This is a genomic window from Pseudomonas sp. GW456-12-10-14-LB2, from assembly GCF_002884345.1.
GTDB classification, from domain to species: Bacteria; Pseudomonadota; Gammaproteobacteria; order Pseudomonadales; family Pseudomonadaceae; genus Aquipseudomonas; species Aquipseudomonas paraglycinae.
Map to the genome: position 1 here is coordinate 92,975 of NZ_POHV01000007.1, position 25,526 is coordinate 118,500.

19 protein-coding genes are annotated in these 25,526 nt (G+C 60.8%); 11 read left to right on the forward strand and 8 right to left on the reverse strand.

Going from position 1 to position 25,526, the window contains the following annotated elements; all coding sequences use genetic code 11:
* The first annotated feature begins 42 nt into the window (after window positions 1–42).
* Complete coding sequence (locus C1X29_RS06565; protein ID WP_085745023.1) at window positions 43–1,227, forward strand: thiolase family protein; 1,185 nt, start codon at window positions 43–45, stop codon at window positions 1,225–1,227.
* Here the strand turns inward: C1X29_RS06565 and C1X29_RS06570 are convergent.
* Window positions 1,224–1,424, reverse strand: a complete 201-nt coding sequence (locus C1X29_RS06570) for a DUF6316 family protein (protein WP_085745022.1) — start codon at window positions 1,422–1,424, stop codon at window positions 1,224–1,226. The two genes, C1X29_RS06565 and C1X29_RS06570, sit on opposite strands and share 4 nt — an antisense overlap.
* Before the next feature lie 215 nt (window positions 1,425–1,639).
* Here C1X29_RS06570 and C1X29_RS06575 point away from each other — a divergent pair, with 215 nt between their 5' ends.
* Window positions 1,640–2,599: a DMT family transporter gene (locus C1X29_RS06575; protein WP_085745021.1), complete on the forward strand. Its 960-nt coding sequence runs from the start codon at window positions 1,640–1,642 to the stop codon at window positions 2,597–2,599.
* Between the two features lie 36 nt (window positions 2,600–2,635).
* Here the strand turns inward: C1X29_RS06575 and C1X29_RS06580 are convergent, their stop codons facing one another.
* Window positions 2,636–4,030, reverse strand: coding sequence for a class II fumarate hydratase (locus C1X29_RS06580; protein WP_039770582.1), 1,395 nt, complete (start codon window positions 4,028–4,030; stop codon window positions 2,636–2,638).
* A gap of 193 nt (window positions 4,031–4,223) precedes the next feature.
* Here C1X29_RS06580 and C1X29_RS06585 point away from each other — a divergent pair, with 193 nt between their 5' ends.
* The 5 genes from C1X29_RS06585 (at window position 4,224) to C1X29_RS06605 (ending at window position 8,561) form a co-directional block, all read left to right on the forward strand.
* Window positions 4,224–4,742, forward strand: coding sequence for a DUF2059 domain-containing protein (locus C1X29_RS06585; protein ID WP_007950895.1), 519 nt, complete (start codon window positions 4,224–4,226; stop codon window positions 4,740–4,742).
* Between the two features lie 12 nt (window positions 4,743–4,754).
* Window positions 4,755–5,054, forward strand: a complete 300-nt coding sequence (locus C1X29_RS06590) for a BolA family transcriptional regulator (protein ID WP_007950896.1) — start codon at window positions 4,755–4,757, stop codon at window positions 5,052–5,054.
* A 117-nt stretch (window positions 5,055–5,171) separates the two neighbouring features.
* On the forward strand, window positions 5,172–6,113 hold the full coding sequence (locus tag C1X29_RS06595; RefSeq protein WP_102717093.1) for a rhodanese-related sulfurtransferase: 942 nt from the start codon (window positions 5,172–5,174) through the stop codon (window positions 6,111–6,113).
* Window positions 6,114–6,148: 35 nt separating this feature from the next.
* Window positions 6,149–6,751: a DsbA family protein gene (locus tag C1X29_RS06600; RefSeq protein ID WP_170929396.1), complete on the forward strand. Its 603-nt coding sequence runs from the start codon at window positions 6,149–6,151 to the stop codon at window positions 6,749–6,751.
* On the forward strand, window positions 6,744–8,561 hold the full coding sequence (locus C1X29_RS06605; protein WP_102717094.1) for an ABC transporter ATP-binding protein: 1,818 nt from the start codon (window positions 6,744–6,746) through the stop codon (window positions 8,559–8,561). The genes C1X29_RS06600 and C1X29_RS06605 overlap by 8 nt, the downstream gene beginning before the upstream one ends.
* A 1-nt stretch (window position 8,562) precedes the next feature.
* Here the strand turns inward: C1X29_RS06605 and C1X29_RS06610 are convergent, their stop codons facing one another.
* Window positions 8,563–12,717, reverse strand: a complete 4,155-nt coding sequence (locus C1X29_RS06610) for a hypothetical protein (protein WP_102717095.1) — start codon at window positions 12,715–12,717, stop codon at window positions 8,563–8,565.
* A 220-nt stretch (window positions 12,718–12,937) separates the two neighbouring features.
* On the opposite strand from C1X29_RS06610, the gene C1X29_RS06615 reads away from it, so the two are divergent.
* Together C1X29_RS06615 and C1X29_RS06620 are read left to right on the forward strand one after the other, a co-directional pair.
* Window positions 12,938–15,400: an EAL domain-containing protein gene (locus tag C1X29_RS06615; RefSeq protein WP_085745018.1), complete on the forward strand. Its 2,463-nt coding sequence runs from the start codon at window positions 12,938–12,940 to the stop codon at window positions 15,398–15,400.
* 46 nt (window positions 15,401–15,446) lie between these two features.
* Entirely contained in the window at window positions 15,447–16,241 is a 795-nt protein-coding gene (locus tag C1X29_RS06620) for a TenA family transcriptional regulator (RefSeq protein ID WP_007950902.1), read from the forward strand.
* A gap of 62 nt (window positions 16,242–16,303) precedes the next feature.
* On the opposite strand, the gene C1X29_RS06625 is transcribed toward C1X29_RS06620, so the two are convergent.
* From C1X29_RS06625 to C1X29_RS06645, 5 genes are all read right to left on the reverse strand, one after another.
* Window positions 16,304–17,230 (reverse strand): GGDEF domain-containing protein, encoded by a 927-nt coding sequence (locus C1X29_RS06625; protein ID WP_102717096.1) that lies wholly within the window; start codon window positions 17,228–17,230, stop codon window positions 16,304–16,306.
* A gap of 362 nt (window positions 17,231–17,592) precedes the next feature.
* Entirely contained in the window at window positions 17,593–18,333 is a 741-nt protein-coding gene (locus C1X29_RS06630; RefSeq protein WP_085745015.1) for a YciK family oxidoreductase, read from the reverse strand.
* 80 nt (window positions 18,334–18,413) lie between these two features.
* Entirely contained in the window at window positions 18,414–19,085 is a 672-nt protein-coding gene (gene mupP, locus C1X29_RS06635) for an N-acetylmuramic acid 6-phosphate phosphatase MupP (protein ID WP_085745014.1), read from the reverse strand.
* A gap of 4 nt (window positions 19,086–19,089) precedes the next feature.
* Window positions 19,090–19,788 carry a bifunctional 2-polyprenyl-6-hydroxyphenol methylase/3-demethylubiquinol 3-O-methyltransferase UbiG gene (gene ubiG / locus C1X29_RS06640; RefSeq protein WP_007950906.1) on the reverse strand — a complete coding sequence of 233 codons (699 nt, stop codon included), beginning with the start codon at window positions 19,786–19,788 and terminating at the stop codon, window positions 19,090–19,092.
* Window positions 19,789–19,846: 58 nt separating this feature from the next.
* Window positions 19,847–21,181, reverse strand: a complete 1,335-nt coding sequence (locus C1X29_RS06645) for a TRZ/ATZ family hydrolase (protein WP_007950908.1) — start codon at window positions 21,179–21,181, stop codon at window positions 19,847–19,849.
* 108 nt (window positions 21,182–21,289) lie between these two features.
* Between C1X29_RS06645 and mtnA the strand changes: the two genes are divergently transcribed.
* Together mtnA and gyrA are read left to right on the forward strand one after the other, a co-directional pair.
* Window positions 21,290–22,366, forward strand: coding sequence for an S-methyl-5-thioribose-1-phosphate isomerase (mtnA, locus tag C1X29_RS06650; RefSeq protein WP_011335374.1), 1,077 nt, complete (start codon window positions 21,290–21,292; stop codon window positions 22,364–22,366).
* Between the two features lie 439 nt (window positions 22,367–22,805).
* Window positions 22,806–25,469: a DNA gyrase subunit A gene (gyrA, locus tag C1X29_RS06655; protein WP_085745011.1), complete on the forward strand. Its 2,664-nt coding sequence runs from the start codon at window positions 22,806–22,808 to the stop codon at window positions 25,467–25,469.
* The last annotated feature ends 57 nt before the right edge of the window (window positions 25,470–25,526 follow it).

Genomic DNA, 25,526 nt, shown 5'->3' on the forward strand with positions numbered 1-25,526 from the left:
TGCTCGGTCCACTCTCAACCGACTGCAACAATGAGGTATGCCATGCGTGAAGTGGTGATCGTCGACAGCGTACGGACCGGCCTGGCCAAGTCCTTTCGCGGCAAGTTCAACCAGACCCGTCCCGATGACATGGCGGCCCATTGCGTCAATGCGTTGCTCTCGCGCAACGACATCGACCCGGCCAGCGTCGAGGATTGCATCGTCGGCGCCGGTTCCAACGAAGGCGCCCAGGGCTACAACATTGGCCGCAACGTGGCGGTGCTCTCGCAATTGGGCACCGGCACCGCGGGCATGACCCTCAACCGTTTTTGTTCCTCAGGCTTGCAGGCGATTGCGATTGCCGCCAACCAGATCGCGTCGGGTTGCAGCGACATCATCGTCGCCGGCGGCGTCGAGTCGATCAGCCTGACGCTGAAAAGTGTCAACACCGATCACCTGATCAACCCGCTGCTCAAGCAACAGACGCCGGGCATCTACTACACCATGGGCCAGACCGCCGAAGTGGTGGCGCGCCGTTATGGCGTCAGTCGCGAGGCGCAGGATCGCTACTCGCTGCAAAGTCAGATCCGTACCGCCCAGGCGCAGGCTGCCGGCCTGTTCAACGATGAAATCGTGCCGATGGCGGTGAAGTACCGTGTTGAAGACAAGAACAGTGGGGTGGTGCAGATCCTCGACGGCCTCGTCGATCGCGACGACTGCAATCGCCCGGACACCACCTATGAAAGCCTCGCCGGGTTGAAACCGGTGTTCGCCGAGGACGGTTCGGTGACTGCCGGCAACTCGTCGCAGTTGTCCGACGGCGCCTCGATGACGCTGGTGATGAGCCTGGAAAAGGCCCTGCAACTGGGGCTCAAGCCTAAGGCGTTTTTCCGTGGGTTCACCGTGGCCGGTTGCGAGCCGGATGAAATGGGCATCGGCCCGGTGTTCTCGGTGCCGAAGCTGCTCAAGGCCAAAGGCTTGCAGGTGGCGGATATCGATCTGTGGGAATTGAACGAAGCGTTCGCCTCGCAGTGCCTGTACGCCCGTGACAGGCTGGAAATCGACAACGAGAAGTACAACGTCAACGGCGGCTCGATTTCCATCGGCCACCCGTTCGGCATGACCGGATCACGGCAGGTCGGGCATCTGGTGCGCGAGTTGCAGCGGCGCAATCTGCGTTACGGGATCGTGACCATGTGCGTGGGCGGCGGGATGGGCGCGACCGGGTTGTTTGAGGCCGTACGCTAGTTCGACCTGCCAGAATCCATCAACTGCATCCGCGCGATGTACGCGCGGATTTCCTGCTCGGCTTTCTCGTGGCTGTCGAACGGCCCTTCGAGGGTGTTTTCCCGGGTGCTGAAATACAGTTCGCCGTTGACCCGGCACACGCGGTCGCTGCGAAAGTGCGTGGCGGGGGCGGTGTCCTGGGCGCGCATGCCTAACATGACGGGGTCTCCTTGGTGAGTGATGTCCCGGGCTGGATCCAAGAAGCTTATGCCTGAACCACTTACCTTGCCCGGCCGGCCGATCAACGGCCCATCGTCAATTTTCTGCTGCGACCTGCACAGTTTCATTTGCGGCTGGAGCGCAACTGTCCCTGTGTCGGGCAGGGACTGTGCGCCTAGAATGAGCGCTCCTGTCTCTGGCGCTTGGGGTTCTCATGCACGTTTCATCGGGTCGTTGGGTGTACGGCATGTTCCTGGCGTTGTTGACGGCGTTTCTGTGGGGAATCCTGCCGATCAAGCTCAAGCAGGTGCTGGTGGTGATGGACCCGGTCACGGTGACCTGGTTTCGCCTGCTGGTGTCCGGCGGCTGTCTGTTCCTTTATCTGGCGGCGACCAAAAGGTTGCCGAGTCGCAAAGTGCTCGGGCCGAAGGGCGGCTGGCTGGTGCTGATGGCGGTGCTCGGGCTGGTGGGTAACTACGTGCTGTACCTGATGGGCTTGAACCTGCTCAGCCCCGGCACTGCGCAACTCGTGGTGCAGATGGGGCCGATCATGTTGCTGATCGCCAGTCTGTTCGTGTTCAAGGAACGCTTCAGTATCGGTCAGGGCATTGGCCTGGCGGTGCTGTTGATCGGGTTTACGCTGTTCTTCAATCAGCGTCTGGCGGAATTGCTCACCTCTTTGTCTGACTACACCGCCGGTGTGTTGTTGGTGCTGCTGGCGTCGACGGTCTGGACCTTTTACGCACTGGGGCAGAAGCAACTGCTGACAGTATGGAATTCGCTGCAGGTGATGATGGTGATCTACCTGTTCTGCGCCCTGTTGCTGACACCTTGGGTGCATCCGCTCGAAGCGCTGTCGCTGAACCCGTTGCAGGGTTGGCTGCTGCTGGCGTGCTGCATGAACACCCTGATCGCCTACGGCGCATTTGCCGAGGCGCTGGCGCATTGGGAAGCTTCGCGGGTCAGCGCGACGCTGGCGATCACGCCGTTGGTGACGTTCGGTGCGGTGGCAGTGGCGGCGGGGGTGTGGCCGGAGTATGTGCATGCCGAGCAGATCAATCTGCTGGGGTATGGCGGGGCGGTGCTGGTGGTGCTGGGTTCGGCGCTGGTGGCGCTCGGGCCTTCGCTGATTGCCGGGCTCAAGGCCCGGCGGGCGAAACTGTTGGTCGGATGACCTTCCCGTGCCGGGCACGGGAAGGATCGGGATGACTCAGCCCTTGGCCCCGGCCTCGATCATGTTCTCCGGCCGCACCCAGGCATCGAACTCTTCATCGGTCAGATAACCCAGCTCCAGCGCCGCTTCACGCAGAGTCTTGCCTTCGCTGTAGGCCTTCTTGGCGATTTCCGCCGACTTGTCGTAGCCGATGTGCGGGTTCAGCGCCGTTACCAGCATCAGGCCGCGTTCCAGATGTTTCGCCATGACTTCGGCGTCCGGCTCAAGCCCGGCGATGCAATGCTGCTGGAAATTGCTGCAGCCATCGGCCAGCAGGCGGATCGATTGCAGCAGGTTGTGGATGATCACCGGTTTGAACACGTTCAGTTGCAGGTGACCCTGACTGGCGGCGATGCCGATCGCCACATCGTTGCCCAGCACCTGACAGGCGAGCATCGACAACGCCTCGCACTGGGTCGGGTTGACCTTGCCGGGCATGATCGAACTGCCCGGTTCGTTGGCCGGCAGGCGCACTTCGGCAAAACCGGCACGCGGACCGGAACCCAGCAGGCGCAGGTCGTTGGCGATTTTCATCAGCGCCACGGCGAGGGTTTTCAGGGCACCGGACAGCGTAGTCAGTGGCTCATGGCCGGCGAGGGCGGCGAACTTGTTCGGTGCGGTGACGAATGGCAGACCGGACAACGCCGCCAGTTCAGCGGCAATCGCTTCGCCGAAACCGTGCGGCGAGTTGAGCCCGGTGCCGACCGCGGTGCCGCCCTGCGCCAGCTCGCAGACTGCCGGCAACGCCGCGCGAATCGCCCGTTCGGCGTAATCCAGCTGCGCTATGAAACCGGAAATCTCCTGGCCGAAGGTGATCGGCGTGGCGTCCATCATGTGGGTGCGACCGGTTTTCACCAGTTTCATGTGTCGCGCCGACAGTTCGGCCAGGCCGCCCGACAGCTCGGCGATCGCCGGCAACAGTTGGGTCTGCACCGCTTGCGCAGTGGCGATGCTCATGGCGGTGGGGAAGCAGTCGTTGGAGCTCTGCGAGCGGTTGACGTGATCGTTGGGGTGCACCGGCGTCTTGCCGCCGCGCGGGTTGCCGGCCAGTTCGTTGGCACGGCCGGCAATCACTTCGTTGGCGTTCATGTTGCTTTGGGTGCCGCTGCCGGTCTGCCAGACCACCAGCGGGAACTGGTCGTCATGCTGGCCGTCGAGCACTTCGTCGGCGGCCTGTTCGATCAGGCGGGCGATGTCGGCAGGCAGATCGCCGTTGCGGTCGTTGACCCGGGCCGCGGCTTTCTTGATCAGGGCCAGGGCGTGCAGTACCGGCAAGGGCATGCGTTCCTGGCCGATGGCGAAGTTGATCAGCGAGCGTTGCGTCTGAGCGCCCCAGTAAGCGTCGTCCGGGACCTCGATCTGGCCCAGGCTGTCGGTTTCGATACGGCTCATCGTGCACACTCCTGTTGGTCTGTTTGCGCAGTTTAGGCCGGTGCCGGCCCGGGTGGTTCCCTGCGGCCGATTGTTGACCGGCAAATCCCCGCCAATCAAGCGCGGCAAGGCCCGGGGGTTGAGCCGCAGCGTTATTCAGGCGCAGAATGGTCGCCCTTGGGGTTTTACCTCGCCTAGCTGAAAAGGAAACTCGATGACTCGTCTTCGTGCCATCTGCACCGCGGTTGCCCTGGTTTGCGCCAGCGGCCAGGTGCTTGCCGATACCGCCAGCCACAACGCCAGTGCCGAAGCTTTCCTGACCCTGGCGCACGCTGACAAGCTGGGCACTCCGGTGTACATGCAGGTTCAGCAAATGTTCGCCCAGCGTTTTGAACAGACCAAGGCGCCGGAATCCAAGAAAGCCGTTCTGGATACCTACCAGGCCAAGGCCAACGCCGCTCTGGATCAGGCCATTGGCTGGAACAAGCTGAAACCGGACATGGTCAAGCTCTACACCAGCAACTTCAGCGAATCCGAGCTCAAAGACCTGGTCGCGTTCTACCAGTCGCCACTGGGCAAGAAAGTCCTGGAAAAAATGCCGCAGCTGACCCAGCAATCGGCCCAGATGACCCAGGCCAAACTGGAAAGCGCCGTACCGGTGGTCAACAAGTTGCTGGACGACATGACCAACGAGCTGGCACCGAAAGGCGCAGCGCCGGCCAAGAAGAAGTAAGCGGAGTTCGTGATGACCATGCAACAACGCATCGAATCGACGCTGGCGCTGCTTCAGCCTGAGCATCTGCAGGTGCTGGACGAAAGCCACATGCACAGTCGCGGGTTGCAGACCCACTTCAAGGCAGTGGTGGTCAGTGCGCAGTTCGAAGGCCTGAACCGGGTCAAGCGCCACCAGAAAGTCTACGGCACGCTCGGCGAGCTGATGGGCGAGTTCCATGCGTTGGCGCTGCACACCTACACCCCGCAGGAATGGGCAGAGACAGGCGTCGCTCCGGCGTCGCCGACCTGTGCCGGCGGCAGCAAGCATTGAGCCTTGCAGCAATGAACTGAGGTTTTTTGCTAGAATCCGCAACGCGCCGCTCACCCGGCGCGTTTTTTTTCGCATCCGGTTCACCCTTTACGAGGGTAGCCACCTGGAGAAATACCCATGACACAACCGATTGTCGTGGCGGCACTGTACAAGTTCGTCACCCTCGAAGATTACGTCAACCTGCGCGAGCCTCTGCTGCAAGCGATGGTCGACAACGGCATCAAAGGCACCCTGCTGATCGCCGAAGAAGGCATCAACGGCACGGTTTCCGGCAGCCGCGAAGGCATCGACGGCCTGCTGGCCTGGCTGCGCAACGATCCGCGCATGGTCGATATCGATCACAAGGAATCGTACTGCGACGAGCAGCCGTTCTATCGCACCAAGGTCAAGCTCAAGAAAGAGATCGTGACCCTGGGCGTCGAAGGCGTCGACCCGAACAAGAAGGTCGGCACCTACGTCGAACCGCGGGACTGGAACGCGCTGATCAGCGACCCGGAAGTGCTGCTGATCGACACCCGCAACGATTACGAAGTCTCGATCGGCACTTTCGAAGGCGCCATCGATCCGAAAACCACCAGTTTTCGCGAATTCCCCGACTACATCAAAGAACACTTCGATCCGGCCGTGCACAAGAAGGTCGCGATGTTCTGCACCGGCGGCATTCGCTGCGAAAAAGCTTCGAGCTACATGCTTGGCGAAGGCTTCGAAGAGGTTTACCACCTTAAGGGCGGTATCCTGAAGTACCTCGAAGAGGTGCCGCAGGAAGAAACCAAATGGCAGGGCGACTGCTTCGTCTTCGACAACCGCGTGACCGTGCGCCATGACCTGAGCGAAGGCGACTACGATCAGTGCCATGCCTGCCGCACCCCGGTCAGCGTTGAAGATCGCGCCTCCGAGCATTACGTGGCCGGCATCAGCTGCCCGCACTGCTGGGACACCCTGAGCGAGAAGACTCGCCGCAGTGCGATCGACCGCCAGAAACAGATCGAACTGGCAAAAGCGCGCAACATGCCGCACCCGATCGGCTACAACTATAAGCAAGCATCCACCGAGGCTTAATCATGTCTGCACGCCTGCTCTATGTGATGGATCCGATGTGTTCGTGGTGCTGGGGATTTGCCCCGGTCGCCAAGGCATTGGTGGAGCAGGCGCAGGCAGCCGGGGTGGAACTGCACCTGGTGGTCGGCGGGTTGCGCACCGGCAGCGGTGCAGCACTTGAACCCACCACCCGGCGCTACATTCTCGAACACTGGCAGGCGGTCACCGAGGCCACCGGCCAGCCGTTCAAGCTGGAAGGCGCGTTGCCGGACGGCTTTGTCTACGACACCGAACCTGCCTGCCGGGCCATCGTCACCGCGCGCAGCCTGGCACCGGATTGCGCGTGGAAACTGGTCGGGTTGATCCAGCACGCTTTCTACGCCGAAGGTCGCGATGTCACCCAGGCCAGCGTTCTGGTGGAGCTGGCAGAGCAGGCCGGCGTCCCGCGCATCGAATTTGCTGCCCTGTTCGATCATGCCGATCAGCACAAGGCGACCCAGGCCGATTTCAGTTGGGTGCAGGATCTGGGCATCGCCGGATTCCCGACCCTGCTCGCCGAGCGCAACGGCCAACTGGCGTTGCTGACCAACGGCTACCAGCCGCTCAGTGAACTGTCGCCGTTGCTCGGTCGATGGCTGGAGCGCGCGGCCTGTGTCTGACCCGGCCGATGACACGCCAGCCGTCAAGCGTGTCGACCGGCTGAGCTGGGCTGAAGTCCGGCGACTGGCACTTCATCACAAAAAATCCCTGTGGATCGCCAACGGCGTGGCCGTACTGGCGACGCTGTGCAGCGTGCCGATTCCGTTGCTGTTGCCGTTGCTGGTGGACGAAGTCCTGCTCGGCCACGGCGATGCCGCGCTGAAAGTCATGAACCACGTGCTGCCTTCGATGTGGCAGCAGGCGGCGGGCTACATCGGCCTGATGCTGGTGGTGACGCTGACCTTGCGTTGCAGCGCCCTGTGTTTTGGCGTGTTGCAGGCGCGGTTGTTTGCGCGGCTGGCCAAGGACATCGTTTATCGCATTCGCGTGCGTTTGATTGAACGACTCAAACGGATCTCCCTCGGCGAATACGAAAGCCTCGGTAGCGGCACGGTCACCACGCACCTGGTCACCGATCTCGATACCCTCGACAAGTTTGTCGGCGAAACCCTCAGCCGTTTCCTGGTGGCGATGCTGACGCTGGTCGGTACCGCCAGCATCCTGATGTGGATGCACTGGAAGCTGGCGCTGCTGATCCTGCTGTTCAACCCGCTGGTGATCTACGCCACCGTGCAGTTGGGCAAACGGGTCAAGCACCTGAAGAAACTGGAGAACGACAGCACCTCGCGCTTCACCCAGGCGCTGAGCGAAACCCTCGATGCGATCCAGGAAGTGCGCGCCGGCAACCGGCAGGGCTTCTTCCTCGGACGGTTGGGTCTGCGTGCGCAGGAAGTGCGCAACTACGCGGTTAACTCGCAGTGGAAGACCGATGCGTCGAACCGCGCCAGTGGTCTGCTGTTCCAGTTCGGCATCGATATTTTCCGCGCGGCGGCCATGTTGACGGTGTTGTTCTCCGACCTGTCGATCGGCCAGATGCTCGCGGTGTTCAGCTACCTGTGGTTCATGATCGGCCCGGTCGAACAACTGCTGAACCTGCAGTACGCCTATTACGCGGCGGGCGGTGCGCTGTCGCGGATCAACGAACTGCTGGCCCGCGCCGACGAGCCGCAATACCCCGGCGGCGTCGACCCGTTCAAGGGCCGCGATACGGTCGGGATTCAGGTGCAGGGTCTGAGCTTCGGTTACGGCGACGAACTGGTGCTGGATCAGTTGAACCTGTCCATCGCGCCGGGCGAGAAAGTGGCGATTGTCGGCGCCAGTGGCGGCGGCAAAAGTACCCTCGTTCAATTGCTGCTGGGCCTGTACACACCGCTGGCCGGGACGATCCGTTTCGGTGGATCGACCCAGCAGGAAATCGGCCTGGAGACGGTTCGGGAAAACGTGGCTGTGGTGTTGCAACATCCGGCGCTGTTCAACGACACCGTACGCGCCAACCTGACCATGGGCCGCACCCGCAGCGATGAAGCCTGCTGGCAGGCACTGGAAATCGCCCAGCTCGAACCCACCATCCGCGCCTTGCCGGACGGGCTGGACAGCATCGTCGGCCGCGCCGGCGTGCGTCTGTCCGGCGGTCAGCGCCAGCGTCTGGCCATCGCGCGGATGATCCTCGCCGAACCCAAAGTGGTGATCCTCGACGAAGCGACGTCAGCCCTCGACGCCGCCACCGAATACAACCTGCACCAGGCCATGGCGCGCTTTCTCCATGGCCGCACCACGCTGATCATCGCCCACCGCCTGTCAGCGGTGAAGCAGGCGGATCGGGTGCTGGTGTTCGACGGCGGGCAAGTGGCCGAAGACGGCGACCACCAGCAACTGATTGCCGATGGCGGGTTGTACGCCAAGCTTTATGGGCATTTGCAGAGGTTGTAGATCATTTCCATAGCACCTCCAGTGCGTTGGCCGTGCCGTCGTAGCCAAACTCTTTGACGATCACTGAACAACTGGTGCATGGAGGCATGGTTGTAGCCACGTCGACCGAAGCGATCATGTGGTTTTCGGGGTATTTCTTGCGAAGCACACTGATCAGTTTGGCCTCGCTGTCCAGAGAGGTCGGCCGACGGGTCAGCGCAGGCGTGTAGGTGTCGATGTCCTTTATCGTATGGGGAATCGCCACCAATTGCCCTTTGCTCGAGACTTCCAGTGAGGTTCTGTTGAAGGTCTGGTCGAAGTCGATATTGAAGTAGGTGGTGTCGCCGATGATCACTTTGTCCGGCGCGAATGGAGGCTTGAACAAAGGCAGTTCCCCGGTCAGTCCTTGCGCTCCGGAAACGCTGACATACACCTCGCGCTTGTCTGTCGAAGTCAGGATGTCGGCGTAGGCGATGTTTCTCGGATTCTGTCCCTGTAAACGAGACGGGAGCAGCGCCTGCAACTTGTCCATTGTCCGATTGATTTTCAGGTCGGCGCTTTGTTGGATATTGATGGTTTTCTCGCAAAACAGCGTATCGAAGATATCGGCGGTTCGTTGGCGAAAGCTGTCTGAAGCATCCCTGCTACGTGACCAGGATGCTGCACCGTCCGGCAGCCGGTTGACGATCATGCGTGTGGAATGATCGAACAAAACCGCTTCACCGGGGCTGGTGTCGACTTTAAGCAGTTTGAGCGTGTCGGGCGGGTTCGCATGACCACCAATGCGAATGGCAATTTTCTCCATGGTTTCGAGGGCGCGTTCTACGGCTGGAATACCGTAGATTCTCGCCATGTTGTTGGCATTGAGAGACCCGGTGTACACCGTCATCAGCTCACCCTTCAGATTGGCAGGCAGGGTATTGGTCTTGCGCAGCGTCAACGGAGTGGTGAGGCTCTGACCTTTGGGCAGTTCGGCGATGTAGAAGGATCCGGCGTCCAGTCGGGTGAACACATAGTGCCTTGAGTCGTCGATAGCGGGGACGATGATGGCGCCGGCCTCGAAGGTGTCGAACTGATTCCGGGTGCCGAAGGGGATATCCACTTTGATCCTCCCGTAAATCCCTTTTTGAAACGCTATCACCGCCGGGTGTCTGCTTTTCTTTTTCAGGAACTCGAGCAGCATCGCTCGACCCGCTGTGGCCGGGGTGTAAATGCTGTCTCCGAACCAGGGTGCCCAGCCTTTATCCGTGTCGTAAGTGCCGTTGGCTGGCGTGGGGGCCGGATTGCGGGTGACATAGCTCGTTTTACAGGCGTCCGACCCCGGCATGCGCCGCACTCTGCAGGGCAGGGCTTTGAGTAGCGACTGATCATCGATCAGGTCGGCGCGGCGCAGTTGGTTGCCGTCCGGTCGATAAGGGATGTCATCAATCAGCAGCGTGGTTCGACCATCGACCTCAAGCACTTCACGAACATGGGCGTGTTCTGGAACTTGCGCAACGACGTGGGTTTCGCTCGGGGGCAATGTCTTGAAGCCGGATCGACCTTGCGTGAGATTTTTGCCGTTGTTGCGCAGGCGCGGGCCGTAGGGCAGGGAGGTCATCGGGTCGACCAGATGAAAGCGTTCCAGTCCCGAAGAATCTGTATGGCGCAGGAGTACATCATCAATACCGTTGACCGTCGCGAGCTGATCACCGTTCGTCAGCGGCTTCCAGTCCCCGGGATCGATGGCTTGTGGCAGATTCTGGACCAGGCGGAAGCCATCGGCCTTTCCCGTCAGTTTTCTGATGCCGACAACGCTCACTCCGCCGATGAAGAGCAGCCCTTTTCCGGCACCGCTTCCCAGACCCTTGAGCAGCGAGGGAATACCGTCCAGTGGGTTGAGGTTTGCCAGTGAGCGGGTGAGGAGTTGGCGGGCCACTGTCGAAAACGGCGGCAGCGTTGCATTGACGACCATGCGAGTGGTGCCGGCAGCGGCGCGGAGCAGGCGCACCGAACCCGAGATGAATTTGCCGATCGGGCAAAGGAACGAAGCCAGGTCGAACAGGAGTCCGATCCCGCCCAGGGCTTTGCTTTTGACATCGTCGGAGAGCAGGTCCTCGATGCTGCCCCAGAAAGGAACGAACCCTTTGACGATCGTCACGAATACTTCCAGCCGTTTCTCGATCTTCGCCCTGTGGCTGTCGAAGATTGTCATGCCTCGGGCTTGCTGGCGCAGGTGTTCTTCATCGACGTAGAGGTAGTTTGTCGCGATGTAGTTGGCCAGTGCGTCCAGTCGTGATGTCAGCGTCGCAGCATCGGTCCCGGTACCCATGGAGGCTGCGGCTATAGTGCCCACGGTGTCGAGGTAGCCGATGTAGGCCCCCCGGGCGGCAGGTGTCCTGCCGTGGAGATGGGCCGACCAGTCGAGCAGCAACGAAGTACTGATGTCACGCTCGGGTGAATAGGTTTGCCCGGGGATGGTGGCGTGCAAGGCAAACTCGGTCCGAACGCCATTGACGGTTGAAAACCTCAAGGTGGGTCGAAGGCGAATGACGCCGGCACTCGGGATCAGCTCGTAGTAGGCAATATTTCCCTGGTGGGTCACTTTTATAACGAAGCCCTTCCTGGCCCGGGTCAGATCCGGCGGTTCGTTGGGTACTGATTTTCGACGCATCCCCAACAACTCGATTTCACCCATTGCCAATGCCTGACGTTCGCTCGCTGGCAGTGAAGTCAGCAAGCTGGCGATCAAGGTCTGATAGGGCGGCCTGATCGTCGCCAGATATTGGTTGAAGGCGCTTTCAAACTGCGCATTGATATCCGGCAAGGATTTGCCGGCCCAGCTGTAGTCATCTGCATTTACCCGTTCATAACCACCCCGCGAGTTTTCACGCTCGGCGTAGAGGACGCGCTGCTCATCCAGCCGGAGTGCTGTGGTGGATCGCGTTTTGCCGTCGGGCATGGAGACAATCCATCGCTTTTCGCCATCGAGTTGGCCGTCTGCATAGACATCCAGAAAGTCGTGGCCCTGCTGATTCTTCTGGTCCAGTGGTGCTCTTGAATGACTATGGCTCGGATCGGCAGACATCAACTTGCGTCCGTCCTTGTTGAATGTAAAACCACTGAACCGGTCAGCCAGCACCTCCCTAGCCATCTGTATCCGGTCAGGCGGGGTTGAATCCAGCGTCATCACGGCCTTGTTCAGGTTTTCGCTTTGTTCTTCCAGCGCAGTCAGCGCTCGCTTGATGTCTTCATGATCGTGACCGGATGCCGCTCGCGCCGGGATGACGCCAGTGCACATCGCCCATTCAAGGGCGGGGCCTATTCGCAGTCGTGCAATTGTTTCCAGCTCTGCGGGGGAGGCGCCAGTACTGCGTTCCAGAGGCAAACTGACCAGTTGCTGGAAAGACAAGGGTTGCGACTGATCCAGGCCAAGCACCTCGGCCAGCAGCACGCCGTGCATGAAGTTCACCCACACGATCGACGTCTTGTAACGAAGCTCGGGCGGGATATCGCGCACGGCAAAGTCTTTCGACAGGCGATGTTGAAACATCTGGGCCAGCAGGATCGCCTCTTTGGTAGTGGCAACTCGTCGGGTACGCAGCAAATGCTGTTCGAAATCGCGGCGCAGGGTCTGGTAGCTTTTGCCCCAGTGAGCAGGGTCTTGCCAGTGGAATCCGGCGAGCTCCTGGGACTCGTCGGGAGACGGCGCATGCAAATGCAGGCAGATGGCTTTGCATGACAACTGATAGCGCACGGACGGCGGCGTCTGTTCGCCGGGGGATGCACCGAACCATTTGAGCCTTTTCAGCAGCCTTTCTGTCAGGTCCAGTGATTCGGGGGAATTCAGTACTCGCTGGAGGAAAACCGAAGGGGTCGCGCGCAGTTCGTCCGTGTCGGCGAGCCGCAGGATATCGCCACTCAAATGACGGATCAGCGAAGGTTTGCCGATCAAAAAGGTTTTGACCGTGTCGAGCATTCGTCCATTGATGCGTTGTGCCATGTACTGTTCGAGGGTCATGGCGGGTGCAATAGCCGGTGTTGCGACTTGGGCTGCCTTGAACCTTTTGCGGTCCCGGCCGGTCGGTTGGGGAATCAGGGATTCGATATCCGGGCCGGTATCCAGTCCAAGCGCCTCGATGGCGCTGGTTTCTGCGGTTGTCGATAAGTCGGTTGAAGCTGAAAACGTCGAGGGCATATCACACTCCTTGTGAAGGCATTCCCGTTACAGAGGGTTGGATGCCTGAAGTGCCCAGTAGATCGATGCCGCCAGCGACCGTGGCTGTACATATGTCTATCCGGCGTTTGTCCTGAACTGAGGCGGATCCGCCGCTTGCCGGAACCCCGAACGCCTCCTAGTCTTTGGGGGTTGGTCTGATAGAGACGGACAATCAGGCAGTGACCACGCAAGGAACTCCATGAAGCAAAAGCGGACTCTCGGAACGCCTCGGTTGCTGGGCATCGTCTGGCCATTTATCGCCGTCGTGTTGTTTCAAGCCTTGTTGGGGGGCGTGAGTCTTTACGTCCTGTCGGCCGTTCGCGGTTATGTCGCTGGTGAAAGCCTTTGGTCCAAGGGCCAGAAAGACGCGATCTATTACCTCAACCTGTACGCTGACAGTCGCGACGAAGCGATTTATCTCAAGTACCAGAACGCCATTGCCGTGCCTCAGGGCGGTCACCAGTTGCGCCTGGCGCTGGACAAGCAACCGCCCGACCTTCAAGCGGCGCGTGAGGGCATTCTCAAGGGCGGTAACCATCCGGACGACGTTTCCAGTCTGATCTGGCTGTACCTGAACTTTCGTCACTTCAGTTATCTGGAAACCGCCATCGACCGCTGGACGCTGGGCGACGCCTATCTGGTGGAACTCGACGGCGTGGCGCAGGAGATGCATCAGCGCATCACCGCCAATGCCGCCACCGAAGCCGATATCCGCCGCTGGAAAGACCGGATCTTTGCGATCAATGACGGCGTGACCCCGGCCGCCAAGGCGTTCAGCGATGCCTTGGGTGAAGGTTCGCGGATGATCCTGCGCCTGCTGCTGTTCACCAACCTCGCCACTGCGCTGGGCCTGATCGTGCTGGCGCTGCTGCGCACCCGCAAACTGCTCAAGCAGCGACATGCCTTCGCCGAAGCGCTGCAACTGGAAAAGGACCGGGCCCATGTGACCCTGCACTCGATCGGCGACGGGGTGATCACCACCGACGTCAGCGGGGCGATCGATTACATGAACCCGGCCGCCGAGGCGTTGACTCACTGGAAGGCCGAGCAGGCTGCCGGTCTGCCCTTGGCGGCGCTGTTCAACCTGCTGGATGACAATGCCCAGAGCGAGGGCTTGACCCTGATCGAGCACATTCTCAGTGGCCAGCTCACCGGCGGCAGCGAGCATTCGAAGCTGATCCAGCGGCTGGACGGCAGCACCGTGTCGGTGACGCTGGTCGGTGCGCCGATCCGCAATGCCGGCAAGGTCAGCGGTACGGTGCTGGTGCTGCATGACATGACTCAGGAGCGGCAATACATCGCCAATCTGTCGTGGCAGGCCACCCACGATGCGCTGACCGGCCTGGCCAACCGTCGCGAGTTCGAATACCGGCTCGAACAGGCCCTGCACAACCTGACGCGGCAGGCCGGGCGACATGCGCTGATGTTCCTCGATCTGGATCAGTTCAAGCTGGTCAACGACACCTGCGGGCACGCGGCAGGCGATGAGTTGCTGCGCCATATCTGCGCGTTGCTGCAATCGGGCTTGCGTGAGGGCGACACGCTGGCGCGGCTGGGCGGCGACGAGTTCGGCATCCTGCTGGAGAACTGCGCACCGGAGGCGGCCGAGAAGATCGCCGAGAGCCTGCGTCAGACCGTGCAAAACCTGCATTTCGTCTGGAAGGGGCGGCCGTTCCTGACCACCGTCAGCATTGGTCTGGTGCACGTCGCACAGAACCCGACCACCCTCGAGGCCTCGTTGCGGGCCGCCGACATGGCTTGCTACATGGCCAAGGAAAAGGGCCGCAACCGGGTGCAGGTCTACCACGCCGACGACTCGGAACTGTCCCTGCGTTTTGGCGAGATGGCTTGGGTGCAACGCCTGCATATGGCTTTGGAGGAAAACCGCTTCTGTCTCTACGCCCAGGAAATCGCACCACTGGGTTCGGTTGCCGGTGGCACCCGCGGGCACATCGAAATCCTGTTGCGTCTGCACGATGAGGCAGGCCGGATGATCCTGCCGGACAGTTTCATACCCGCGGCGGAACGTTACGGTTTGATGACGTCGCTGGATCGCTGGGTTGTGCAGAATGTATTTAAGGTTATTGCTCAATGTATTAACGAAGAGTGCGAAGGCCCTCTGGCAATGTGTGCGATTAATCTTTCAGGCATTACTATCGGAGATGACGCGTTCTTGCACTTTCTACGCGAGCAGTTTGATAACTACGGCGTACCGCCTGAAATGATTTGTTTTGAAATTACAGAAACCAGTGCCATTGCAAATCTCGGGAGTGCAATCAGATTTATTAATGAACTCAAAGGCTTGGGTTGTTATTTCTCACTCGATGACTTTTGTGCCGGAATGTCTTCATTCGCTTATCTGAAACATTTGCCTGTAGACTTCCTGAAGATCGACGGGAGTTTCGTAAAGGATATGCTGGACGACCCGATTAACCGTGCAATGGTCGAAGTGATCAATCACATCGGGCATGTCATGGGTAAGCAGACAATTGCCGAGTTTGTCGAAACAGCGCAGATCGAGCAGGCATTGCTTGAAATCGGCGTGGATTACGCTCAGGGTTATGTCATCGAACGCCCGCAGTTGTTTACCTGTGACAGTTTGCAAAGTCGGCCCGCCAGACCGCAGCCGTTGTTATTCAAGGCGCCTGGCACGTTCCGTTGAAGTCTCTTGCCGATCCGTACAATCACAAATCAAAAGGAGCCGAACAGTGATCGACACATTCAACCGAACCGGACCACTCATGGAAGCTGCAAGTTATCCCGCCTGGGCGCAACAGTTGATCCAGGATTGCAGCGAGAGCAAACGCCGGGTTGTCGAACATGAACTTTATCTGCGCATGCGTGATAACAAGCTCAGCGCCAAAACCATGCGCCAGTACCTGATCGGGGGCTGGCCCGTCGTTGAGCAATTCGCGTTGTACATGGCGCAGAACCTCACCAAGACCAAATTCGCCCGTCATCCGGGTGAAGACATGGCGCGGCGCTGGTTGATGCGCAACATTCGCGTCGAACTCAACCACGCCGATTACTGGCTGCACTGGAGCCGGGCCCATGGGGTGAGCCTGGAAGACCTGCAGGCGCAGCAAGTGCCACCGGAATTGCACGCCCTGAGCCACTGGTGCTGGCACACCAGTTCGGCGGATTCACTGATCGTGGCCATCGCGGCCACCAACTACGCCATCGAAGGCGCGACCGGGGAGTGGTCGGCGCTGGTCTGTTCGACGGGTGTCTACGCCGCGGCCTTCCCTGAGGAAGATCGAAAGCGGGCCATGAAATGGCTGAAGATGCACGCCCAGTACGATGATGCCCACCCGTGGGAAGCGCTGGAGATCATCTGCACCCTGGCCGGGTTGAATCCGAGCAAAGCCCTGCAGGCTGAGCTGCGACAGGCCATCTGCAAGAGCTACGACTACATGTACCTGTTCCTCGAGCGCTGCATGCAGCTCGAACTGTCGGAGCGGGTGTTAGTCGGGCGTGAACGTCGGGCGCTGGTCGAGAGCTGATTTCGGCGACATCCATAAAAAAACGGGAGCCTTGGCTCCCGTTTTTTGTTGGCGGCGAATAATCAGCCCGCCATGGTCAGGCGATTGCGGCCCTCGCGCTTGGCGACATACAGCGCGCTGTCGGCGCGGCGCAGCAGGCTGTCGGCGGATTCGCCCGGCAACAGAGTCGAGCAGCCGAGGCTCACGGTCAGTTCGATCAATTGGTTATTGGCGTAGTAATCCTGGGCCTGGGCTGCCTGACGCAGGCGCTCACCGACCATGGCGGCCGCGTCGCGACCGGTGTTGGACAACAGGATCAGAAACTCTTCCCCGCCATAACGGAACACCATGTCGACGTTGCGCAACTGGCCCTTGATCGATGCGGCCACGGCTTTGAGCACGTCGTCGCCGGCGCTGTGACCATGGAGGTCGTTGACCTGCTTGAAGTGGTCGATGTCCAGCATCAGCAACGACAGCGGTTGCAGGTGCCGGCGGGACATCTCGATTTCGCGGTGCAGCGTCTGCTCCATGGCAATGCGGTTGCCGGCACCGGTCAGCGGATCACGCAGGGCGCTTTGCGTGGCGGCGCGGTACAGCAGGGCATTGCGCATCGGATACAGCAGCGCAGACAGCAACGATTCGAGATTGCCCAGTTCCTGTTCGCTGAAGCGCTGGTTGCGGCGGAACACCAGCTCACCCATGTGCTCGCCTTCGTGGCTGAGGCTGTAGCTGGCCGAGTGGTGACCGCGGGCACCGAACTCCAGTCGCAGGTCACTGCCATTGTGCACGTAGGTCAAGGCGTCCAGCGGCACCAGGCGCTGAACCTCGCGGAAAAACAGACCGAGGATGCGTTGAGGCTCAAGGCTGGTTTGCAGTTGCAGGCTCATTTGCTGGCGCAATTGTGCCAGGCTGGCAGGTCGCGCCAGAAGAGGTGGCTGCTGACCAAAGCCCAGGCGTTGCAATTTGGCATTGTCGAAGTCAATTGCAGTGGTCTGGGAGGGTGATTTCATATGGCGTGAGCCCCTAAGCAGTAAGTCTGTCTTACAGGCTGGGTGAGAGCGGCTATGGGCTGCGCGTCATACTGATCCATCAGTCCCGTAGGACATTTGGCGTAAGTTTAGTCTGCCCGATGACGATTAGTCAGCTATCGAATCAGGCCTTGCCCGACTGCCTTCACTCGGCGTGCTTTGAGGAAATGTAGAGCGAAAGTCGTGCCATACGGTTCATATTTTATTAAAACCGTTGTGGATCAATGGCTTGAGATTTTTGCGGAAGAAGGGGTGGTGGTTATTTGACTGAAGCTGCCGCGTTCAAAGCGGCAATTGCATGCCGCGACGGTATTCCGCCACGGCAACAAATGCGACGTATGGCATTACTGGGCGTTGAAGGCCTGGCCATTGATACCGGTGCTGTCCGGGCCCATCAGGTACAGATAGACCGGCATGATCTCTTCTGGAGTCGGGTTGTTCAGCGGGTTTTCTCCCGGGTAAGCCTGAGCGCGCATGCTGGTGCGAGTGGCGCCCGGGTTGATGCTGTTGGAGCGTACCGGGGCGACGTTTTCGACTTCGTCGGCCAGGGTTTGCATCAGGCCTTCGGTGGCGAACTTCGACACGCCATAGGCGCCCCAGTAAGCACGGCCCTTGCGCCCGACGCTGCTGGAGGTGAAGACCACCGAGGCGTCCTGCGACAGTTTGAGCAGCGGCAGCAGCGTGCTGGTCAGCATGAACATCGCGTTGACGTTGACCTGCATGACGCGCATGAAGTTTTCACCGGACAACTGCTCGATCGGCGTGCGCGGGCCGATGATCGAGGCGTTATGCAGCAGGCCGTCGAGGTGGCCGAACTCGGTCTCGATCATCGCCGCCAGCTCATCGTATTGATGGGGCAGGGCGGTTTCGAGGTTGAACGGGATCACGGCCGGCTGCGGATGCCCGGCTGCTTCGATCTCGTCGTAGACCTGGGTCAGGTTGGCTTCGGTCTTGCCCAATAGCAGCACGGTTGCACCGTGGGCGGCGTAGGCCTTGGCGGCAGCCGCGCCGATGCCACGACCGGCACCGGTGACCAGAATGACCCGATCCTTGAGCAATTCGGGGCGAGCGGAGTAATCAAACATAAGAAACCTCTAATCCATTAACTTCTGATCGTTCCCGCGTCATGCGCGGGAATTCAGCGATGGTCGCTTTGCCGCACCACTCAGCAACTGCAGAGCGCGTTGTCGAGCACCTTGCGCAACTCCAGCGGATGATCCACCACCACGTCCGCGCCCCAGTGCCGAGGGTTGTCGTCGGGGTGGATGTAGCCATAGGTCACGGCAGCGGTTTTGGTGCCGGCGTCACGGCCGGATTCGATATCGCGCAGATCATCGCCGATAAACAGAACGGTCGACGGATCCAGATCAAGCATCTTGCAGGCCAGGGTCAGCATCTCGGGATCCGGCTTGCTGTTCTTCACGTGATCCGGGCAGATCAGCAGGGCCGAGCGCTCGGCCAGCCCTAGTTGCTGCATGATCGGCTCGGCGAAGCGCAGCGGCTTGTTGGTGACCACGCCCCAGACCAGATGGGCTTTCTCGATGTCGGCCAGCAATTCGCCCATGCCGTCGAACAGCTTGCTGTGTACGGCGCAACCGACGAGGTAACGCTCGAGGAACTCCAGACGCAACTCCTCGAAGCCCGGCGACTCCGGATCCATCGAGAACGTCACCGCGACCATGGCCTTGGCGCCGCCGGAGATTTCATCGCGGATGTGTTTGTCGTTCATCGGCGGCAAGCCACGATCCGCGCGCATCGCCTGGCAGATGGCGATGAAGTCCGGCGCGGTGTCGAGCAGAGTGCCGTCCATGTCGAAAAGGACTGCTCTGATGGCCATCGGCTTACTCCTCGCGCAGGGTCTGGATCATGTAGTTGACGTCAACGTCCGCCGCCAGCTTGTAGTGCTTGGTCAGCGGGTTGTAGGTCAGGCCGATGATGTCCTTGACGGTCAGGCCGGCCATGCGGCTCCAGGCGCCCAGCTCGGACGGGCGGATGAATTTCTTGAAGTCGTGGGTGCCGCGCGGCAGCAGCTTCATGATGTATTCGGCGCCGACGATGGCGAACAGGTACGCCTTCGGGTTGCGGTTGATGGTGGAGAAGAACACCTGGCCGCCGGGCTTGACCATGCGGAAGCAGGCGCGGATCACCGAGGACGGGTCCGGAACGTGCTCGAGCATTTCCAGGCAGGTGACGACGTCGAACTGCTCGGGCATTTCTTCGGCCAGGGCTTCGGCGGTGATCTGCCGGTATTCGACGTTCACGCCGGATTCCAGCTGATGCAGTTGCGCGACCGCCAGTGGCGCTTCGCCCATGTCGATGCCGGTCACGGTCGCGCCGCGCTGGGCCATGGCTTCGCTGAGGATGCCGCCGCCGCAACCGACGTCGAGGACCTTCTTGCCGGCCAGATTGACGCGTTCGTCAATCCAGTTGACCCGCAGCGGGTTGATGTCGTGCAGCGGTTTGAACTCGCTCTCGCGGTCCCACCAACGATGGGCCAGGGCTTCGAATTTGGCGATTTCGGCGTGGTCGACGTTGCTCATGATTTCAATCCTCTAAAACTTGAAAAGGGCTGTAGCCCCGGAGTTTGCCCCGGGGTGTTTACGATTCGGTGTGGCCGCTGATGCGTCGGCCCCAGGCCCGGGCGGTTTCGCCGAGCTGTTGTTCGTCCAGTCGGGTCAGGCGCCGGTCGTCGAGCAACTGCTTGCCGGCAACCCACAGGTGTTTCACGCAGTCGCGACCGGTGGCGTATATAAGCTGCGAGACCGGGTCATAGACCGGTTGTTGCGCCAGGCCGGACAGGTCGAAGGCGACGATGTCGGCCGCCTTGCCGAGCTCCAGCGAGCCGGTCTCGGCTTCGATCCCCAAGGCTCGCGCGCCGTTCAGCGTGGCCATGCGCAGCGCCCGGTGGGCGTCCAGCGCGGTGGCCGAGCCGGCGACGGCTTTGGCCAACAGAGCGGCAGTGCGGGTTTCACCCAGCAGGTCCAGGTCATTGTTGCTCGCGGCGCCATCGGTGCCGACCGCCACGTTGACTCCGGCCTGCCACAGGCGCTCCACCGGGCAGAAGCCGCTGGCCAGTTTCAGGTTCGACTCCGGGCAGTGGATCACGCTGGTGTTGCTTTCTACCAGCAACGCCAGGTCGTCATCGCTGATCTGGGTCATGTGCACGGCCTGGAAGCGCGGGCCGAGCAAGCCCAGTCGGCCAAGGCGGGCCAGCGGGCGTTCGCCGCGCTGTTCGACCGCTTGCTGCACTTCGAACGCGGTTTCGTGGACGTGCATGTGTATCGAGGCGTCCAGCTCTTCGGCGATCACGCGGATTTTTTCCAGGTTCTCGTCGCCCACGGTGTAGGGTGCATGAGGGCCGAAGGTGATCTTGATGCGCTCGTGATGCTTCAGGTCGCCGAACAGTTCGACGCCCTGACGAATGGCTTCATCGGCGCTGGCGGCACCCGGAATCGGGAAGTCGAGGATCGGAATCGCGATCTGCGCGCGGATTCCGCTGTTGTGCACGCGCTCGCTGGCAACCTTCGGGAAGAAGTACATGTCCGAGAAACAGGTGATGCCACCTTTTATCTGCTCGGCGATGGCCAGGTCGGTGCCGTCACGCACAAAATCTTCATCGACCCATTTGCCTTCGGCCGGCCAGATGTGGTTTTCCAGCCAGGTCATCAGCGGCAGATCGTCGGCCAGCCCACGGAACAGCGTCATCGCGGCGTGGCCGTGGGCGTTGATCAGGCCGGGGCTGAGCAAAACGTCCGGCAGTTCGCGGACTTCGGCGGCGTTACACTTCAGCGCTTCGGCACGCGGGCCGATAAACACGATGCGACCGTCGCGGATGCCCAGGCCATGCTCCTTGAGCACAACGCCTGCAGGTTCGACGGGTACCAGCCAGGTCGGCAGCAATAATAAGTCGAGCGCAATGGCAGGTTTCGGCATCGAGGGTCGGTTCCAGTGCTTTTGTAAAGGATGGCGAAGTATACCCGAGCGTCTTCGCGGGGGGATCGCTATAATCGGCGGCTTTTGTTCATGAGTGCGGGGTGAGGGATGCGCGATCGACTGTTGGCTGCGGAGAAAGTAAAGGCCATCGATTGGCGTGATGGCGCGCTCCACCTGCTGGATCAGCGCGTTTTGCCGTTCGAGGAAAACTGGATCGCCTACACCAGCGCCGCCGGCGTGGCCGAGGCAATTCGTTCGATGGTGGTGCGCGGTGCGCCGGCTATCGGCATCAGTGCCGCCTACGGCATCGTGCTGGCGGCCCGTGCCCGGATTGCCGAAGGTGGCGACTGGTATGCGGCGCTGGAAGAGGATTTCATGTTGCTGGCCGATTCCCGTCCGACAGCGGTCAACCTGTTCTGGGCGTTGAACCGCATGCACGACCGGCTGGACCGCTTGAAGGAAAACGCCGATCCGCTGGCGGCGCTGGAAGCCGAAGCCATTGCGATTCATGAAAGCGATCGTGAAGCCAACCTGACCATGGCCCAGCTCGGCGTCGACCTGATCCGCAAGCATCAGGGCAATGCTCAGGCAATTCTCACTCACTGCAACACCGGCGCCCTGGCCACCGGCGGTTTCGGGACGGCGCTCGGGGTGATTCGCGCGGCGTTCATCGAGGGCATGGTCGAGCGTGTCTACGCCGACGAAACCCGGCCGTGGCTGCAAGGCTCGCGGCTGACCGCGTGGGAGCTGGCCAACGAAGGCATTCCGGTGACCCTGAACGCCGACTCCGCCGCTGCGCACATCATGAAGACCAAAGGCGTGACCTGGGTGATCGTCGGCGCCGATCGGATCACCGCCAACGGCGACGTGGCGAACAAGATCGGCACCTATCAACTGGCGGTCAACGCCATGCACCACGGCGTGCGTTTCATGGTGGTGGCGCCGAGTTCGACCATCGACATGAATCTGGCCAGCGGTGACGACATCCCGATCGAGGAGCGCGACGGCGCCGAGTTGCTGGAGGTTGGCGGCAAACGTGTCGGGGCTGACGTCGAAGCGTTCAACCCGGTGTTTGACGTGACCCCGGCGGATCTGATCGATGCGATCGTCACCGAAAAAGGCATCGTCGAGCGCCCGGACACTGCGAAGATGGCGCAGTTGATGTGCCGCAAGCGCCTGCATTGATTGACTCTGGCGTCTGTTCGGACGCCATCGCTGGCAAGCCAGCTCCCACAGGTTTTGTGCACGCCGCCGAACTTGTGGGAGCTGCGGTGCGACGACTCGACTTGCCAGCGATGAGGTCTTGAAAGTCAATAAACATCCGCAATTTCGTCCCGAAATTTGCATTCAGGGAAGCTCTGAGCTTCTCTCGTCCCCGTTAAGCCTGTCATCGGTCATCTAACTATGCTCCATGCGCATCTGGGGGATAGGTGCGTGGCGGCTCTTGTGATAACATCCGGCGTTTTCCGAGGCAGTCCCACGGGGTTGTCTTCACTGCGCAAATCCAGGGTCAACTTGTCGATTTGTCGTAAGTCGGCGCATGGCACTCGGCCTGCATCGACGAGCTTCGTGCGTCCCCTATGGATATGGCGAAGTTTCACCAGAAAAAGGAATCAGGCTTCTCATGGGCGAACTGGCCAAAGAAATCCTCCCGGTCAATATCGAAGACGAGCTGAAACAGTCCTATCTCGACTACGCGATGAGCGTGATCGTCGGCCGTGCACTGCCGGATGCGCGCGATGGCTTGAAGCCCGTGCACCGTCGCGTGCTGTTCGCGATGAGCGAGCTGGGCAACGACTTCAACAAGCCGTACAAGAAATCTGCCCGTGTCGTCGGTGACGTGATCGGTAAGTATCACCCGCACGGTGATACCGCGGTGTACGACACCATCGTCCGCATGGCGCAGCCTTTCTCCCTGCGTTACCTGCTGGTCGACGGCCAGGGCAACTTCGGTTCGGTGGACGGCGACAACGCCGCGGCCATGCGATACACCGAAGTGCGCATGACCAAGCTGGCGCACGAGCTGCTGGCCGACCTGCACAAGGAAACCGTGGACTGGGTGCCGAACTACGACGGCACCGAGCTGATCCCGGCGGTCATGCCGACCCGCGTTCCGAACCTGCTGGTCAACGGCTCCAGTGGTATCGCCGTGGGCATGGCGACCAACATTCCGCCGCACAACCTCGGTGAAGTCATCGACGGTTGCCTGGCCCTCATCGACAACCCCGAGCTGACCGTCGATGAGCTGATGCAATACATTCCCGGTCCGGACTTCCCGACTGCCGCGATCATCAACGGTCGCGCCGGCATCATCGAAGCCTACCGCACCGGCCGTGGCCGCATTTACATGCGCGCCCGTTCGATCATCGAAGACATCGACAAGGTCGGTGGCCGTCAGCAGATCGTCATCACCGAACTCCCTTACCAGCTGAACAAGGCACGCCTGATCGAGAAGATCGCCGAGCTGGTAAAAGAGAAGAAACTCGAAGGCATCACCGAACTGCGCGACGAGTCCGACAAGGACGGTATGCGCGTCGTGATCGAACTGCGTCGCGGCGAAGTGCCTGAGGTGATCCTCAACAACCTCTACGCCCAGACCCAGCTGCAATCGGTATTCGGCATCAACATCGTTGCGCTGATCGACGGCCGTCCGCGGATCCTGAACCTCAAGGACCTGCTGGAAGCCTTCGTCCGTCACCGTCGCGAAGTGGTTACCCGCCGTACCGTGTTCGAACTGCGCAAGGCGCGCGAGCGCGGTCACATCCTCGAAGGTCAGGCCGTTGCCCTGTCGAACATCGACCCGGTGATCGCCCTGATCAAGGCTTCGCCGACGCCGTCGGAAGCCAAGGAAGCGCTGGTCAGCACGCCGTGGGAATCCTCGGCTGTGGTGGCGATGGTGGAACGTGCCGGTGCCGATTCGTGCCGTCCGGAAAACCTCGATCCGCAATACGGGCTGCGCGACGGCAAGTACTTCCTGTCGCCGGAACAGGCGCAAGCCATTCTGGAGCTGCGTCTGCACCGTCTGACCGGTCTGGAGCACGAAAAGCTGCTGGCCGAGTATCAAGAGATCCTCAACCAGATCGGCGAGCTGATCCGCATCCTCAACAGCGCCGTGCGCCTGATGGAAGTGATCCGCGAAGAACTGGAAGTGATCCGTGCCGAATACGGCGACGTGCGCCGCACCGAAATTCTCGATGCCCGTCTCGACCTGACCCTGGGCGACATGATCCCGGAAGAAGAGCGCGTCGTGACCATCTCCCACGGTGGCTATGCCAAGACCCAGCCGCTGGCTGCGTACCAGGCCCAGCGTCGTGGCGGTAAAGGCAAATCGGCTACTGGCGTGAAGGATGAGGACTACATCGCTCACCTGCTGGTCGCCAACAGCCACACCACCCTGCTGCTGTTCTCCAGCAAGGGCAAGGTGTACTGGCTGAAAACCTACGAAATCCCTGAAGCGTCCCGCGCCGCCCGTGGTCGTCCGTTGGTCAACCTGCTGCCGCTGGATGACGGTGAATACATCACCACCATGCTGCCGGTCGAGGAATACACCGAAGGTCACTACATCTTCATGGCCACCGCCAACGGCACCGTGAAGAAGACCCCGCTGGAATCCTTCAGCCGTCAGCGCAGCGTCGGTCTGATCGCGCTGGAACTGGACGAAGGTGACGTGCTGATCTCCGCGGCCATCACCGATGGCGAGCGTGAAGTAATGCTGTTCTCCGACGGCGGCAAGGTCACCCGCTTCAAGGAATCCGACGTGCGTGCCATGGGCCGTACCGCCCGCGGTGTGCGCGGCATGCGTCTGCCGGAAGGGCAGAAGCTGATTTCGATGCTGATCCCGGAAGAAGGCAGCCAGATCCTCACCGCTTCCGAGCGTGGCTACGGCAAACGCACCGCGATCACCGAGTTCCCTGAGTACAAACGTGGCGGCCAGGGCGTGATCGCCATGGTCAGCAACGAGCGTAACGGCCGTCTGGTCGGTGCGGTTCAGGTGCTTGATGGCGAGGAGATCATGCTGATTTCCGACCAGGGCACGCTGGTGCGTACCCGTGTCGACGAAGTTTCCAGCCTGGGTCGTAACACCCAGGGCGTGACCCTGATCAAGCTGGCCAAGGATGAAACCCTGGTCGGTCTGGAGCGGGTCCAGGAGCCGTCGGAAGTCGAGGGTGAAGAGCTTGAAGGTGAAGAAGGTGTCGAACTGGAAGAGGGCGTGATCGGCGCCGAACCGGACGATGCGGTCGACAACCTGCAGGCGGACGCCGCAGACGAAGAAGAGTCGCAAGACTAACCAAATCGTAGCAGGGCAGAGTGTTTGCTCTGTCCGCTACCGTGATTGCATAGCGAG

What these genes read in the sequence shown, in the direction of transcription:
- mtnA (WP_011335374.1), top strand. Translation starts at nt 21,290, where the DNA reads ATGCGCGATCGACTGTTGGCTGCGGAGAAAGTAAAGGCCATCGATTGG.
- C1X29_RS06585 (WP_007950895.1), top strand. Translation starts at nt 4,224, where the DNA reads ATGACTCGTCTTCGTGCCATCTGCACCGCGGTTGCCCTGGTTTGCGCC.
- ubiG (WP_007950906.1), bottom strand. Translation starts at nt 19,788, where the DNA reads ATGAGCAACGTCGACCACGCCGAAATCGCCAAATTCGAAGCCCTGGCC.
- C1X29_RS06580 (WP_039770582.1), bottom strand. Translation starts at nt 4,030, where the DNA reads ATGAGCCGTATCGAAACCGACAGCCTGGGCCAGATCGAGGTCCCGGAC.
- C1X29_RS06610 (WP_102717095.1), bottom strand. Translation starts at nt 12,717, where the DNA reads ATGCCCTCGACGTTTTCAGCTTCAACCGACTTATCGACAACCGCAGAA.
- C1X29_RS06625 (WP_102717096.1), bottom strand. Translation starts at nt 17,230, where the DNA reads ATGAAATCACCCTCCCAGACCACTGCAATTGACTTCGACAATGCCAAA.
- C1X29_RS06570 (WP_085745022.1), bottom strand. Translation starts at nt 1,424, where the DNA reads ATGTTAGGCATGCGCGCCCAGGACACCGCCCCCGCCACGCACTTTCGC.
- C1X29_RS06590 (WP_007950896.1), top strand. Translation starts at nt 4,755, where the DNA reads ATGACCATGCAACAACGCATCGAATCGACGCTGGCGCTGCTTCAGCCT.
- C1X29_RS06595 (WP_102717093.1), top strand. Translation starts at nt 5,172, where the DNA reads ATGACACAACCGATTGTCGTGGCGGCACTGTACAAGTTCGTCACCCTC.
- C1X29_RS06645 (WP_007950908.1), bottom strand. Translation starts at nt 21,181, where the DNA reads ATGCCGAAACCTGCCATTGCGCTCGACTTATTATTGCTGCCGACCTGG.
- gyrA (WP_085745011.1), top strand. Translation starts at nt 22,806, where the DNA reads ATGGGCGAACTGGCCAAAGAAATCCTCCCGGTCAATATCGAAGACGAG.
- C1X29_RS06575 (WP_085745021.1), top strand. Translation starts at nt 1,640, where the DNA reads ATGCACGTTTCATCGGGTCGTTGGGTGTACGGCATGTTCCTGGCGTTG.
- C1X29_RS06600 (WP_170929396.1), top strand. Translation starts at nt 6,149, where the DNA reads ATGTGTTCGTGGTGCTGGGGATTTGCCCCGGTCGCCAAGGCATTGGTG.
- C1X29_RS06630 (WP_085745015.1), bottom strand. Translation starts at nt 18,333, where the DNA reads ATGTTTGATTACTCCGCTCGCCCCGAATTGCTCAAGGATCGGGTCATT.
- C1X29_RS06565 (WP_085745023.1), top strand. Translation starts at nt 43, where the DNA reads ATGCGTGAAGTGGTGATCGTCGACAGCGTACGGACCGGCCTGGCCAAG.
- C1X29_RS06615 (WP_085745018.1), top strand. Translation starts at nt 12,938, where the DNA reads ATGAAGCAAAAGCGGACTCTCGGAACGCCTCGGTTGCTGGGCATCGTC.
- mupP (WP_085745014.1), bottom strand. Translation starts at nt 19,085, where the DNA reads ATGGCCATCAGAGCAGTCCTTTTCGACATGGACGGCACTCTGCTCGAC.